Raw genomic sequence first — 13,150 nt, forward strand, 5'->3', positions numbered from 1 at the left:
GAGAAGCCCATGACCCCACAGCAACAGCTCGAACTCGAAGCCGCCGCATTCCGGCGCCTGGTCGAACACCTGCAAAAGCGCACCGATGTACAGAACATCGACCTGATGAACCTGTCCGGTTTCTGCCGCAACTGCCTGTCCAAGTGGTACAAGGCCGCAGCTGACGAGCGCCAGCTCGACCTGAGCCTGGATGACGCCCGTGAAGCGGTGTACGGCATGCCCTACGCCGAGTGGAAAGCCCAATACCAGAAAGAAGCCAGCGCCGAACAACAAGCGGCGTTCGAAAAAGGAAAACCTCGTGACTGATCTGAACACCCTGCGCGCCAGCCTGGCCAGCGGCCACCATGTATTTGCCGATACCTTGGCGTTCATTGCCGACAATTACAGCTATCAGCCGCAGGCCTTCAACAACGGCGGCGTGGAGAACGCAGCCGGGCAAAACGAAGGCTCGTGCAAGACACTGGGCCTGGCGTTGCTGGAAGGGCTGAGCGACCAGGAAGCGCTGCTGGCCTTTGGCGAGCACTACCGTGATGTGCTGGCCACGCCTGAGGGCAGCGACCATGGCAATATCCGTGCGCTGATCGAGCATGGTTTGGCCGGTGTGAAATTTGCCGGGCAGCCGCTGTCGCGCAAGCCGTGAGACAAGCGGGGCTCTGTGGGAGCGGGCTTGTCCCGCGAACACCGGCAAAGCCGGTGCCAGGCACCGCGTGGCTCCATTCGCGGGACAAGCCCGCTCCTACAGAATGCACCCTCAATCCATGAGGGTGCCAGGCCCACCTTCATCCAGCGCTCCCTGCATCAACCACTGCAAGGCCACCGGCCACAGGCTCTCGCGAAACCGGTCATGGAAAAACGCGAAATGGCCAATTTCCTCGACCGAAATATCCACAGGCGCGATACGCAGGTGCCGGGCCCCCTGTAGATAACTCAGCAAGCGCTCGGTCGCCGCCACAGTGCCAAACGGGTCATCGGTCAAGCTGATGGCCAGCGTCGCTGCCTGGACGTGGGCAAACGGTACCCTCTCAAGCCGGCGCCCACTTGGCCGGTGCTCATAGCGTGGCGTACGGGTGGTCCAGTCATCCACCACCCCCGCCGGGGTGTCTTCCATCCAGCCCAGGCGCTTGCCAGGGAAGTAGCCCAAAGCGCGGGTAAGCAAAGGCATCACCACATGCCATTTGCCGAACAGCCGCCAGCGTTGATCAGCCGCGTAATCGCGCCAGTAGGCAAACTGTGCGCCTACCATCACTACCCTGCGTATCTGGCCGGCCGACGGTGCCAGGCCTACTGCACAACCGCCAAAACTGTGCCCCACCACGTCTATTGGCTGGCCGGGGAAACGCTCGACCGCATGCGCCAACATCGCTTCGAAATCCAGACGGCCCCAGTCGCTCCACGATGCCTGGAAGCCACGCAACGAAGCCGGGCGGGATTCACCGATGCCACGGTAGTCGTAGGTCAGCACATCGCAGCCCTGGGCAAACAGGTAGTCGGCAAAGCGGGAGTAATAGCGGCAGCGTACCGAAGTGGCCGCGTTGATGATCACCAGCGGGCGCTGGGGGTCAGGCTGGGCGTGACGCCAGCAGAAGCCGCCGAGGCTGTAGCCATCGGCTGTGGCCTGGCGAAAAGGGGTGGCGGGTTGGGTGAGGCTACTCATGGCGCATTCCCTGTTGTTGTGCGCCAAAACTAGCAAAAAATCTTGAACCTGTGCTGGCCTTATCGCCGGCAAGCCGGCTCCCACAGAATTCCACAGGCCATGAGGCTTGTGGTCTAGCTGCGGGAGCTGGCTTGCCGGCGATAGGGCCAGCCCGGTTCGGCTTACAGCTCGATGCAGTCGAACTTCACATCGGTGGCCACGTCGTCGTCATAGTTGACGTCAGCACGCTCGAAGCCGAACAGGTTGAGGAACTGCTTCTTGTAACCGGCATAGTCGGTCAGGTCGAACAGGTTCTCGGTGGTGACCTTTGGCCACAGGGCCTTGCACTCGTCCTGTACGTCGTCGCGCAGCTCCCAGTCGTCCAGGCGCAGACGGCCCTTCTCGTCGACTTCGGCCGGCGCACCATCGGCGCGATACAGACGGTCGCGGTACATACGGTCCAGTTGGTCCTGGGTGCCTTCGTGAACGCCTTTCTCCTGCATGATCTTGAAGACCATCGACAGGTACAGCGGCATCACCGGAATGGCAGAGCTGGCCTGGGTGACCACCGATTTCAAAACGGCCACATTGGCGCCGCCTTTCACTTCGTCGGCCAATTTCTTGTTCAGGCGCAGAGCGGTATTGTCCAGGTCCTGCTTGGCCTGGCCCAGCGCACCGTGCCAGTAGATTGGCCAGGTGATGTCGCTGCCGATGTAGCTGAAGGCCACGGTGCGAGCACCTTCGGCCAGCACGTTGGCGCCGGCAAGGGCATCGATCCACAGCTGCCAGTCCTGGCCGCCCATGACGGTGACGGTGTCGGCAATTTCCTGCTCGGTGGCCGGCTCGATGCTGGCCTCGATGATGGTGTCCTTGTTGGTGTCGATGGCAGTCGACTTGTAGGGCTGGCCGATCGGCTTGAGTGCCGAGCGAATGACTTCACCGGTCTGCGGCAGTTTGCGCACAGGCGAGGCCAGCGAGTAGATGACCAGGTCGACCTTGCCACCCATCTCGTTCTTGATCAGCTCGATGACTTTGGCACGGGCCTCGTCGGAGAAGGCGTCACCGTTGATCGACTTGCTGTACAGGCCCTCGGCCTTGGCAAACTTGTCGAAGGCAGCGGAGTTGTACCAGCCAGCAGTGCCGGCCTTGGTTTCGGTGCCTGGTTTTTCGAAGAACACGCCCAAGGTGTCGGCCTTGAAACCGAACGCTGCGGTGATACGTGCGGCCAGGCCGTAGCCACTGGAAGCACCGATGACCAGGACCTTTTTCGGGCCATCCTCGCGCACGCCCAGCTTGCGGGTGGCTTCGATCTGGTCACGGACGTTGAGCTCGCAGCCCTTCGGGTGAGTCGTGGTGCAGATAAAACCGCGAACCTTAGGATGAATGATGGCCAATGTCTGTACCTCGTCAGGTTTATGCCGGGGAAGCGCCGCGTGGGGCGATTCCGATTGATCAGAGGGTGAGACTACCCCCGCAGGTTATCCGACACATATTACGGGGTGATCAAAAGGATGCAAAACCTGGGTTTACCTGTACCGGCCCTATCGTCGGCATAGCGCCCGATGAAGGTGTCCAAAATCATTAGGCCAGTTCAAGCCAGCTCCCACAAGGACTGCGCAAACCTTCCGCCCTGTGGGGTACCTGTGGGGGCTGGCTTGGCGGCGATAGGGCCAGTAATGCCAACATCACTCTGAGGCCAAAGCACCTTTCAACCACTCCAGAAACTGCCGGGCCAGCGGATCTTCCTGACTGTCCCGATGCACCAGGCAAGCCCACGCCGGCCCCCGTACCCGCTGCGCCGACAACGCCTGCAGACGCCCCTCCTCCATCGCCCGCTGTGCCAGCAACTGGCTGACCAGGGCCACCCCCAGCCCCTCGCTCGCCGCATCCAGCAACAGCCCGGGATCGGAAAAATTCAGCCCCTTGCCCTGCTGCCCCACATCCTCGCCACCCTCCAGCTGCCAATGGCTCCAGTCCATCTCCCGCTCGCCATGCAAGGTAGTGCGCACAACCGAAGCGGCCATTGAAGGATGGCAGGCCGGGTACAGTTGATCCTGATGCAGCACGCTGAAGCTGCACTCGGCCTGGGCACTGAGGTCATCGCGGATGGCCAGGTCGATGGTCTCGGTGGCCATGTCCGGCACCTCGAAGCTGGTGAACAACCACAAGTCGACCTGCGGGCAACGCCGGTGAAAGTCAGCCAGCCGCGGCAACAGCCAATGCCTGGCAAATGCCGGGCTGGTGTTGACCACCAACTGGTCAGGCTTGCGGTACTGGTCAAGCCGACGAATGCCCACGGCCAGGTGCTGCAACAGCGATTGGGTGGTGCTGAGCAGGTCATGCCCGGCATCGGTCAGGCTCACGCTACGCCCGCTGCGGTGGAACAGCGGCTGCTCCAGGTAGGTTTCCAGGCTGCGGATCTGCTGGCTGATGGCCGACTGCGTGAGGTTCAGCGCCTCGGCAGCCTTATGGAAACTGCCCAGCCGCGCCGCAGCCTCGAAACCGCGCAGGGCATTAAGAGGTGGCCAGTGTTTAAGCATGATTGATAAGCCCTGCTAATCAGATGTGCGCTAAATCTATCGTTTGTCGCCCGCCAGGCCTAGCCATAGCATGCATACCAACACCCGCGACGGCGGGCTTCGTTGATAAAAATCCTTCATAGATCGGAGTTCACTATGCACCTGTTCCTCGACAGTGGCTGGCGCATGCCCGCCGAATGGGCACGTCACGCGGCAACCTGGATGATCTGGCCACACAATCAGGACTTGTGGGAAAGCGCCTGGAACGTGCGCCTGGCCGATGTACAGCAGGACTACGCTCGGGTCGCAGCGGCCATCGCTCGTTTCGAGCCGGTGAAGATGGTGGTCGACCCGTCTGCCGTGGCCAGCGCCCGCGCGCTCTGCGGTGCCAACATCGAGCTGATCGAACTGGCAGTGGACGACAGCTGGTGCCGTGACAGCGGCCCGAGTTTCGTCTGCCACCCGCAGCATGGCCTGGCCGGCCTGAGCTGGCGCTTCAATGCCTGGGGCGACAAGTCGCAGCATGGTCTGGACCGCAGCCTGGGCCGGCGCATCCTCGACCAGCTAGGCCTCGACGGTTTCAGCACCTCGCTATGCAACGAAGGTGGCGCGGTGCATGTCGATGGTGAAGGCACGCTGATCACCACAGAATCGGTGCTGCTTAACCCCAACCGCAACCCTGGTGTGAGCAAGGCCGAGTTCGAAGCCTGCTTTGCCCGCCATCTGGGCATCAGCAAGACCGTCTGGCTGCCGGGTGACCCGCAATACGTCACCGGCGACATGACCGACGGCCACATCGACGGCGTGTGTGCCTTCGCCCGGCCAGGCGTATTGCTGGTCGACGCCACGCATGATCAAGGCTCGTTGTACGCCGAAGTTGTGCGGGAAAACCGCCGTGCCCTGGAACTGGCCACGGACGCCCGGGGCCGACACTTCGAACTGCTGGACCTGTACGAAGCCACCGCCGCGGTCGACCATAACGCCGAAGTGTTCTGTGCGTCCTACACCAACTTCTACATCGCCAACGGCGCAATCATCATGCCGGCCTATGGCATCGCCGCCGACAAGGAGGCCGCTGCACAGCTGGCCCACGCTTTCCCGGGCCGGCAGATCGTACCCGTGCGTATCGACCACATAGCCCACGGCGGTGGCGGCATCCACTGCATTACCCAGCAGCAGCCGGAGGTACAGCCATGAGCCTGCTACGGGTGGCCACCACTCAGATGCCGTGCAGCTGGAACCTGCCCGATAACCTCGACCGCGCCGAACAGCTTGTGCGCCAAGCCGCTGCCAAAGGCGCCCAGGTGATCCTGCTGCAGGAGCTGTTCGCTACCCCGTACTTCTGCATCGAACAGGACCACCAGCACCAGGCCCTCGCCCAGCCCTACCCCGGCAGCCCGATGCTGCAGCGCTTCGCTGCGCTGGCCGGCGAGCTGGGCGTGGTGCTGCCGCTGAGCTGGTACGAGCGCGCCGGCAATGCCTTCTTCAACTCGCTGACCGTGGCCGATGCCGACGGCCGCCTGCTCGGGGTGTACCGCAAAACCCACATCCCCAACGCTATCGGCTACCAGGAGAAGGAGTACTTCAGCCCTGGCGACACCGGCTTCAAGGTCTGGGATACCGCCTTTGGCCGCCTGGGCATTGGTATCTGCTGGGATCAGTGGTTCCCCGAAACCGCTCGCTGCCTGGCACTGATGGGCGCCGAAGTGCTGTTGTTCCCCACCGCCATCGGCTCCGAGCCCGGCTGCGCCGAACTGGACTCACGCGACCATTGGCAGGTGGCCATGCGCGGCCACGCCGCCGCCAACCTGTTGCCGGTGGTGGCGGCCAATCGCGTAGGCGATGAAGTCGCCGCCAGCGACGCTTCGTTGAGCATGCGCTTCTATGGTTCGTCGTTCATCTGCGACCACAAGGGCGCCATGCTCGCCGAGGCCGACCGTGACAACGGCGGCATCTGGCTGCACGACCTGGACCTGGCACGCATGCGCGATGACCGCCTGAGCTGGGGCATCTACCGCGACCGTCGCCCGGAAATGTACGCCCCACTGCTGACTCTGGACGGCAAGCATCCACATACCCTGAGGGCCTGAGCATGAAACACCACGTTCTAGCCGCATTGGCGCTGGCCATTTGCGCCAGCCAGGCCCAGGCCGAACAGGCCGTTTTGCGCCTGTACAACTGGGCCGACTATTTTGCCGAGGACACCCTGAAGCAGTTCACGGCCGAAACCGGCATCCAGGTCATCTACGACGTCATGGACGGCAGTGAAGTACTCGAAGCCAAGCTGATGTCCGGGCGCAGTGGCTACGACCTGGTGTTCCCCGGTGACACCGTTGCCGAACGGCTGATGCGCGCCGGCAGCCTGCAGCCACTGGACCACAGCCGCCTTGAGGCACTGGACGACATCGAGCCTGGCCTGCGCCAGCTGCATGCCCGGTACCCCAGGGCCAGCCAGGCGACCGTCCCCTACACCTGGGGCACCATCGGCCTGACGGTGAATGCCGAGAAAGTCCGCCAGCGCATGCCCGATGCGCCGCTGGACAACCTCGACCTGCTGTTCAAGCCGGAGCTGGCGGCCAAGTTCGCCGACTGCGGTATCTCGGTCATCGACTCGCCCGACGAAGTGTTGGCTGTGGTCCTCAACTACCTGGGGCGCGAGCCACGCAGCGCCAAGCGTGAAGACTTGGCCGCCGCCAGCGAGCTGCTCAAGGCCATACGCCCGTATGTGCGCAAGTTCCAGTCGCAGCCGGTGACCGAACTGGTCAACGAAAACCTGTGCGTGTCCCTGGGCTATAGCGGCGACGTGATCCAGGCCCAGCGCACGGCCGAGGCCGCAGACAAGCACCTGGACTTCCAGTACCGCGTGCCCCGCCAAGGCACCACGGTGTGGATGGACACCATGGCCATCCCGGCCGACGCCAGGCACCCGGAATACGCCTATCGTTTCATCAACTTCGTCATGCGCCCGGCGAACATGGCTGCCATCAGCAACTTCACCGGTTACCCCACTGCCAGCGCCAAGGCGCGCCAGGCGGTGGACCCACGCATGCGCGACAACCCCGATATCTACCTCGACGAAGCAACCTATGCCCGACTAATACCGGGCCGCGATATTCCACAGGCTGACATGCGGGCACGCATGCGCGTGTGGACACGCTTCAAGACTGCACAGGACTGAGCCATGCCAAGCCGTAGAACCTTCCTGCAACTGTCACTGGCGGCCGGCCTCGGCACCGGCCTTGGCTTGCCCCTGGGCCTGACTCGCGCCGACGAGCCCGGGCGCTGGCTCATGCCTGACGAGGGCGAACCGCAGCAGCGCGCCTTCATCGCCTTCGGCGCCCAGGATGTCATCTGGGAAGACTTCACCGCCGATGTGCAAGCTGCCCTGGGCCGCATAGCCCAAGCCATCGCGCGTTATCAGCCGGTCACCGTGTTCTGCCGGGCAAGCGAACGAAAGCTGGCCGAGCAGCACTGCGCCAGCCCGCGCACAAGCTTTGTCGAGTGCGAACTGGACGACATCTGGATGCGCGACATCGGCGCCAACTTCGTCCTCAATGACGACGGCGCGCTGGGCGCGGTGGATTTCAACTTCAACGGCTGGGGCAACAAGCAGCGCCACCGCAACGATGCACAGCTGGCCAAGCGGATCGCCACACTCGCCGGCGCGCGCTATCAGCGCAGCGAGTTGGTCGGTGAAGGAGGTGCCATCGAAGTGGATGGCCATGGCACCGGCATCATGACCGAAAGCAGCTGGGTCAATGCCAACCGCAACAAGGGCTGGAGCAAGGCCGAGGTCGAGGCCGAGCTCAAGGAGCGCTTGGGGTTGAGCAAGGTTATCTGGCTGCCGGGCATCGCCGGTGAGGACATCACTGACGGGCATGTGGATTTCTATGCCCGCTTCGTGCGGCCGGGGGTGGTGATTGCCAACCTGGACAACGACGCGGAATCGTATGACCACGGCGTGACGCGCAAGCATCTTGAGATTCTCAAGCGCGCCACCGATGCAGAAGGCCGGACGTTGCAGATTCATGTCGTGTCACCGCCACAGCGCGGGCGGCGTAACAGGTTCAGCAAGGGCAATGAAGACTTTGCGGCCGGATACGTCAATTACTTCGTGATCAATGGCGCGATCATCGCGCCGCAGTTTGGTGATGCGCAGGCGGATGAAGAGGCTCGGGCGTTGCTGGCGGCGTTGTACCCGGGGCGCGATATCGTGCAGCTGGATATTGATGCCATTGCCGCCGGGGGTGGCGGGATTCACTGTGTGACCCATCAGTGTCCGGCTGTTTGAGTTGTGTTGCCTGACCTGGCCTCTTCGCGGCTAAAGCCGCTCCCACAAGGGCCCCGCCGCTATCAAGGGCTGTGTAATACCTGTGGGAGCAACTGTCTTGCTCAACTTCTAAAAGCTGGCGCGATCCCTGTGGGAGCGGGCTTGCCCCGTGAACACGGGCGAAGCCCGTGCCATCCACACGGTGTCTTCTTCGCGGGTAAACCTGCTCCCACCCTGATTTGAGCTGCGCTATGTTTTCATGGCTGCGGTAAGTCATCCCGCCACGGCGTGCCCGATCTGAGCATCGCGTTGAGGCGCACGATGAAGATTCTCATGCAGGCCACAATCGCAACCTTGGCAAGTTTCCCCCGCCCACGCAGCGCTTCATATCGGGCTTTGAGCGTTGGATTATGTTTCACCGCCACCAGGCACGCCATGTACAGCGCACGCCTGACCTCAAATCGGCCTCCTGAAATAAAGCGCTTGCCCACGGACTTTCCGCTGTCGTGATTGAAGGGGGCCACACCGACCAAAGAGGCTATTTCCCTGGACTCCACATGCCCCAGTTCCGGCAAGAGCGCTACCAGCTTGGTCGCGGTTACCATCCCGATGCCTTTGACTTCGTCCAATTTGGCAATCCGTTCATCGTTGAGCACTGTGGCCTGCTGCTTGATCGCTTGCTCCACCAACTTTATCTGCGAGGCAAAGTGCTGGAGATTGGTGTTCAGGAAAATGGCGACCATCGCTGACTGAGCCTGCTTCAGGCGCCGCCGGTCGTCATCTCGCTGTTGGACTAGGCGATCACGCTGCTGAAGGAGTTCCCGTAACAGGGCCCTTTCAGGGCTTGTCTTCAGGGTTGGCTTGTCTGGAATGACCTCAGCGAAATGGGCCAGCACTGCGGCGTCGATGGCATCGGTCTTGGCCTTGATACCCAAGGAATCCGCGAACGATCTGGCTCGTGTGGGGTTTACGCGTATGACCTTGTAGCTGGCGTCTTGGAGAAAGCGCATGACATCACGCTCGTAGCCGCCTGTAGCTTCCAGCAAGACGCGCTTGATGCTGAGCCCTCGAAGGCTCTTCACCAGTTCCTCAAAGCCCGCTGGATCATTGCGCACGCTGATCTTGATGCCCTGGGGCCGCACCAGTGCATCAAGGGAAAGACTGGATACATCGATACCCAAGAAGGAAGCCATCACCAAAACCTCCTAGACTTAACAGTGTGAGAGAGCTTTGGCTTGGCCCACGCTTGTGGTTCGAGATTAGGCCCTCATCCAACTGTTCGGGCTCTCGCCAAAGTGGAACGGTGAATGGCAGCTTGTGCTCCCACACGTGCTCAAGGCACCTTCGGCATTCAGCTTGCCATTCACCGCTCTCACTCCAAATTCTAATCCCCTCTCAAGACACAAGCGGCTTTAGCCGCGAAGAGGCCGGCACAGTTAAATTCAATCCCGGCGCCGTCGACGCCCGGTGATCATAGACAACGGCAGGTTCTCGCGCAGGCGCACACTCTCGTAGATGGCCGCCAGCACATGCACACACACCAACGCCAACACCGCATCGGCCAACCAGCTGTGCAGGTCGGTCGGCCAATCGGCGCCCCACAGCGCGTCCACCTCCTGGGACGCCCAGCCGGTCAGGACCAGCCCTGCGATACCGGTGAGCATCAACAGCATCACCAGGGCGCCAATTGGCGAATGCCCCAGGCGATGACAAGGCTCGCCGCGCAGCAGCGCACGGGCATGCACTGCCAGGCGCGCCGGGGTTGGCCAGAAATCGGCCCAGCGCGCACTGGGTGGCCCGACAAAGCCCCAGACCACGCGCACCACGACACAGGCCAGTGCGTAGTAACCCAGCCACTGGTGCCAGTCGTCACCTTCTTCGTTGAAAAAATAGTCGGCGAAGAACACACCGGCGATGGAGAGATGGCACAGCCGCAGGAGCGGGTCCCACAGCTGCACCGTGCCGTCGCTGTTCAATCGTGGTACTCGGACTTGACCGCCTTGCCGCTCACCGGGTCATGGTAGATCTCGACCTTGCGGCCATCCTTGTCGAGACCATAGATCTCGTAGCAGTTGCCCTTGGTAACCTTGAACTTGTTGATCTTGTAACCCTGCTCCTTGAGCTGGGCCTGGAACTTTTCCTGGTCTTGCCAGGTGCTTTTGTCTGCGGTGGTGCATTGGGTGGCGGCGAATGCTGTGCTGCTGCCGATCAGTAGCATCAAGGCGATGAGGGTGCGCATGGGTATGGGCTCCATTCAGTTGAGTGAAAACAGCACGGAATTCAGCTTAGTTGGATAGCCCGCCGAGCGCCCATTGATTTGTTTTTCACATCAATCCGAAAGAAAAACAAACTTAACAAATGAGCCAAAGCCACCGATGCTTGGGCATTACGCCCATCGCACGGAGAACAACAACATGAATGACGTGGTCATCGTCGCCGCTACCCGCACCGCCATCGGCAGCTTTCAGGGCGCCCTGGCCACGGTACCTGCGGTCGACCTCGGTGCCGCCGTGATCAAACGCCTGCTGGAGCAGACCGGGCTGGACCCGGCGCAGGTCGACGAAGTGATCCTCGGCCAGGTGCTCACCGCCGGCGCCGGCCAGAACCCAGCGCGCCAGGCCGCGATCAAGGCCGGCTTGCCCTACAGCGTACCGGCACTGACCCTGAACAAGGTCTGCGGCTCGGGCCTCAAGGCACTGCACCTGGCCGCACAGGCCATCCGCTGCGGTGATGCCGATGTTGTGATTGCCGGTGGCCAGGAAAACATGAGCCTTGCCCCCTATGTGATGCCTTCAGCCCGCACTGGCCAGCGTATGGGCCATGGCCAGCTGATCGACAGCATGATCACCGATGGCCTGTGGGATGCCTTCAACGACTACCACATGGGCATCACCGCCGAGAACCTTGTGGACAAGTACGGCCTGAGCCGTGAACAGCAGGACGCCTTTGCCGCCGAGTCGCAGCGCAAGGCCGTGGCGGCCATCGAGGCCGGGCGCTTCAACGATGAAATCACCCCGATCGTATTGCCGCAGAAAAAAGGTGAGCCCAAGGTGTTCGCCCAGGACGAACAGCCACGCCCGGACACCACCGCTGATTCCCTGGCCAAACTGCGTCCTGCGTTCAAGAAGGATGGCAGCGTTACCGCTGGCAACGCCTCCAGCCTGAATGACGGCGCCGCCGCCGTGCTGCTGATGAGTGCCGCCAAGGCCAAAGCCCTGGGCTTGCCAGTACTGGCGAAGATCGCCGCCTATGCCAGTGCAGGGGTAGACCCGGCAATCATGGGTATCGGCCCGGTTTCAGCGACTCAGCGTTGCCTGGACAAGGCCGGTTGGCAACTGGCCGAACTGGACCTGATCGAAGCCAACGAAGCCTTTGCCGCACAGGCGCTGGCAGTGGGCAAGGTGCTGGAATGGGATGCTGCGCGGGTCAACGTGAATGGCGGGGCGATTGCCCTGGGCCACCCGATTGGCGCTTCCGGGTGCCGGGTGCTGGTGACCTTGCTGCACGAGATGATCAAGCGGGACGCCAAGAAAGGCCTGGCGACCTTGTGCATCGGGGGTGGGCAAGGCGTGGCGCTGGCGATCGAGCGCTGATCAGCAGGCCCGGCCTATTCGCGGGTAAACCCGCTCCCACAGGGACCGCACAAGTTTCAAGGTTTATGCTGTACCTGTGGGGCCAGGGACCACATGAATTTTCAAGGCTTGCACTGTACCTGTGGGAGCGGGTTTACCCGCGAAGAGGCCGGCACAGGCAGCCGATGATCAAGCCGCAGCGCGGTTCTGTTCCAGTGCAGCAGCCAGCACCGCGACTTCCTGGCACTTCTGCACAGCCAGGTCCAGCGGGCAGTGCAGCAGCGCACAAGATGGCGCCAGCCACAGCCGCTCTCCCAGGCGTTCATGGGCATCGTGCAGCAGATCCAGGGTCTGTCCCAGGTTGCAAGGCGCGGCGTTGACGCCGTCAACCAGGCCCAGCGAAAGCACTTTGTAGGCCGGCAGGCGGTCGAGGATGGTCACGTACTGGTCGGGTGCCTGCACCAGGTCGATGTGCAGGCCATCGACCGGCAGGTTGGCGGCCAGGCCGAGGTTGCCGCCAAGGCCACCCGAGTAGGTGGCAATCAGCTTCTTCAAGGGAGCGCGCTGAAGGATGTTATAGACGCGTTCGTAAGCGTTTTTCCAGTCCTGAGGCAGGTCTTCGGCGAGGGTCGGCTCATCGATCTGTACCCACTCGACGCCCAGCGCAGCCAGGCGGTTGAGATACTGGTCATAGAGCGGCAGCAGGGTCTCGAGGCGCTCCAGCTTGTCGGTCCCGTCGTTGTTTTCGCCCTGCCACAAATAGGTCAATGGGCCGATTACCACTGGCTTGACCGCGTGGCCCAAGGCCTTGGCTTGCGCCACTTCGTCGAAGAGTTGCGCCCAGCCAAGGTCGAACGGTTGGTCAAGCCAGGCAAAGTCGCCAACGGGCAGCAGTTCGATGCCGGCGTCTTTCTGCACCTGCCAGTGGCGGGCACGCAGCTCGCGGTTGCCACCGATGCGTGGAAAGCCCAGGTTGTGTGCCAGTGCCATGTCTTGTCCCTTCAGCATGCATAAATGAATGAGGGGATTGTCCGGTTGACAATGGTTTGAGACAAACTCATTAAATTTGAGATGAACCCAAGATTTTTTCATGATCATGCTGATGTCTCATTCAGAGCACCACCCTGCGCATCCGGACATGACCCCGCCCGCCTTG

The 13,150-nt window shown here is 62.1% G+C and carries 14 protein-coding genes; 7 read left to right on the forward strand and 7 right to left on the reverse strand.

The genetic code is table 11. From position 1 onward, the window contains the following. The first annotated feature begins 9 nt into the window (after nucleotides 1-9). Together CKW35_RS13240 and CKW35_RS13245 are read left to right on the forward strand one after the other, a co-directional pair. Complete coding sequence (locus tag CKW35_RS13240) at nucleotides 10-306, forward strand: DUF1244 domain-containing protein (RefSeq protein ID WP_010955294.1); 297 nt, start codon at nucleotides 10-12, stop codon at nucleotides 304-306. Beyond that, nucleotides 299-640 carry a HopJ type III effector protein gene (locus tag CKW35_RS13245; protein ID WP_016489082.1) on the forward strand — a complete coding sequence of 114 codons (342 nt, stop codon included), beginning with the start codon at nucleotides 299-301 and terminating at the stop codon, nucleotides 638-640. Before CKW35_RS13240 ends, CKW35_RS13245 begins: the two co-directional genes overlap by 8 nt. 111 nt (nucleotides 641-751) lie before the next feature. Here CKW35_RS13245 and CKW35_RS13250 read toward each other — a convergent pair whose 3' ends face one another. From CKW35_RS13250 to CKW35_RS13260, 3 genes are all read right to left on the reverse strand, one after another. Further along, nucleotides 752-1,654 (reverse strand): alpha/beta fold hydrolase, encoded by a 903-nt coding sequence (locus CKW35_RS13250; protein ID WP_060517411.1) that lies wholly within the window; start codon nucleotides 1,652-1,654, stop codon nucleotides 752-754. Between the two features lie 161 nt (nucleotides 1,655-1,815). Then, entirely contained in the window at nucleotides 1,816-3,027 is a 1,212-nt protein-coding gene (gene fabV, locus CKW35_RS13255) for an enoyl-ACP reductase FabV (RefSeq protein WP_095116114.1), read from the reverse strand. A gap of 291 nt (nucleotides 3,028-3,318) precedes the next feature. Then, entirely contained in the window at nucleotides 3,319-4,173 is an 855-nt protein-coding gene (locus CKW35_RS13260; protein ID WP_016489085.1) for a LysR substrate-binding domain-containing protein, read from the reverse strand. Between the two features lie 135 nt (nucleotides 4,174-4,308). Here CKW35_RS13260 and CKW35_RS13265 point away from each other — a divergent pair, with 135 nt between their 5' ends. From CKW35_RS13265 to CKW35_RS13280, 4 genes are read left to right on the forward strand one after another with little or no spacing between them, the layout of a single operon-like run. Next, a complete protein-coding gene (locus tag CKW35_RS13265; protein WP_095116116.1) occupies nucleotides 4,309-5,349 on the forward strand; it encodes an agmatine/peptidylarginine deiminase in 1,041 nt (346 codons plus the stop codon). Then, entirely contained in the window at nucleotides 5,346-6,242 is an 897-nt protein-coding gene (gene aguB, locus CKW35_RS13270; protein WP_023047706.1) for an N-carbamoylputrescine amidase, read from the forward strand. Before CKW35_RS13265 ends, aguB begins: the two co-directional genes overlap by 4 nt. A 2-nt stretch (nucleotides 6,243-6,244) precedes the next feature. Further along, nucleotides 6,245-7,330, forward strand: coding sequence for an extracellular solute-binding protein (locus CKW35_RS13275; protein WP_095116120.1), 1,086 nt, complete (start codon nucleotides 6,245-6,247; stop codon nucleotides 7,328-7,330). Nucleotides 7,331-7,333: 3 nt separating this feature from the next. Then, nucleotides 7,334-8,443, forward strand: coding sequence for an agmatine/peptidylarginine deiminase (locus tag CKW35_RS13280; RefSeq protein WP_016489089.1), 1,110 nt, complete (start codon nucleotides 7,334-7,336; stop codon nucleotides 8,441-8,443). A gap of 236 nt (nucleotides 8,444-8,679) precedes the next feature. On the opposite strand, the gene CKW35_RS13285 is transcribed toward CKW35_RS13280, so the two are convergent. From CKW35_RS13285 to CKW35_RS13295, 3 genes are all read right to left on the reverse strand, one after another. Then, on the reverse strand, nucleotides 8,680-9,615 hold the full coding sequence (locus tag CKW35_RS13285) for an IS110 family transposase (RefSeq protein WP_016489612.1): 936 nt from the start codon (nucleotides 9,613-9,615) through the stop codon (nucleotides 8,680-8,682). A 249-nt stretch (nucleotides 9,616-9,864) separates the two neighbouring features. After that, a complete protein-coding gene (locus tag CKW35_RS13290) occupies nucleotides 9,865-10,398 on the reverse strand; it encodes a cytochrome b/b6 domain-containing protein (RefSeq protein WP_016489090.1) in 534 nt (177 codons plus the stop codon). Then, the gene (locus CKW35_RS13295) at nucleotides 10,395-10,661 is read right to left on the reverse strand and encodes a PepSY domain-containing protein (RefSeq protein WP_016489091.1); all 267 of its coding nucleotides are present in this window, start codon (nucleotides 10,659-10,661) and stop codon (nucleotides 10,395-10,397) included. The genes CKW35_RS13290 and CKW35_RS13295 overlap by 4 nt, the downstream gene beginning before the upstream one ends. Nucleotides 10,662-10,836: 175 nt before the next feature. Here CKW35_RS13295 and CKW35_RS13300 point away from each other — a divergent pair, with 175 nt between their 5' ends. Further along, on the forward strand, nucleotides 10,837-12,015 hold the full coding sequence (locus tag CKW35_RS13300) for an acetyl-CoA C-acetyltransferase (RefSeq protein WP_024718026.1): 1,179 nt from the start codon (nucleotides 10,837-10,839) through the stop codon (nucleotides 12,013-12,015). A gap of 168 nt (nucleotides 12,016-12,183) precedes the next feature. On the opposite strand, the gene CKW35_RS13305 is transcribed toward CKW35_RS13300, so the two are convergent. Then, on the reverse strand, nucleotides 12,184-12,984 hold the full coding sequence (locus CKW35_RS13305; protein ID WP_095116122.1) for a 5-methyltetrahydropteroyltriglutamate--homocysteine methyltransferase: 801 nt from the start codon (nucleotides 12,982-12,984) through the stop codon (nucleotides 12,184-12,186). Nucleotides 12,985-13,150 lie beyond the last annotated feature (166 nt).

Origin of the sequence: Pseudomonas sp. Irchel 3F3 (assembly GCF_900187545.1) — a bacterium.
Taxonomy (GTDB): domain Bacteria; phylum Pseudomonadota; class Gammaproteobacteria; order Pseudomonadales; family Pseudomonadaceae; genus Aquipseudomonas; species Aquipseudomonas fortuita.

What these genes read in the sequence shown, in the direction of transcription:
- CKW35_RS13240 (WP_010955294.1), top strand. Translation starts at nt 10, where the DNA reads ATGACCCCACAGCAACAGCTCGAACTCGAAGCCGCCGCATTCCGGCGC.
- CKW35_RS13300 (WP_024718026.1), top strand. Translation starts at nt 10,837, where the DNA reads ATGAATGACGTGGTCATCGTCGCCGCTACCCGCACCGCCATCGGCAGC.
- CKW35_RS13250 (WP_060517411.1), bottom strand. Translation starts at nt 1,654, where the DNA reads ATGAGTAGCCTCACCCAACCCGCCACCCCTTTTCGCCAGGCCACAGCC.
- CKW35_RS13265 (WP_095116116.1), top strand. Translation starts at nt 4,309, where the DNA reads ATGCACCTGTTCCTCGACAGTGGCTGGCGCATGCCCGCCGAATGGGCA.
- CKW35_RS13295 (WP_016489091.1), bottom strand. Translation starts at nt 10,661, where the DNA reads ATGCGCACCCTCATCGCCTTGATGCTACTGATCGGCAGCAGCACAGCA.
- aguB (WP_023047706.1), top strand. Translation starts at nt 5,346, where the DNA reads ATGAGCCTGCTACGGGTGGCCACCACTCAGATGCCGTGCAGCTGGAAC.
- CKW35_RS13305 (WP_095116122.1), bottom strand. Translation starts at nt 12,984, where the DNA reads ATGGCACTGGCACACAACCTGGGCTTTCCACGCATCGGTGGCAACCGC.
- CKW35_RS13260 (WP_016489085.1), bottom strand. Translation starts at nt 4,173, where the DNA reads ATGCTTAAACACTGGCCACCTCTTAATGCCCTGCGCGGTTTCGAGGCT.
- CKW35_RS13280 (WP_016489089.1), top strand. Translation starts at nt 7,334, where the DNA reads ATGCCAAGCCGTAGAACCTTCCTGCAACTGTCACTGGCGGCCGGCCTC.
- CKW35_RS13275 (WP_095116120.1), top strand. Translation starts at nt 6,245, where the DNA reads ATGAAACACCACGTTCTAGCCGCATTGGCGCTGGCCATTTGCGCCAGC.
- CKW35_RS13285 (WP_016489612.1), bottom strand. Translation starts at nt 9,615, where the DNA reads ATGGCTTCCTTCTTGGGTATCGATGTATCCAGTCTTTCCCTTGATGCA.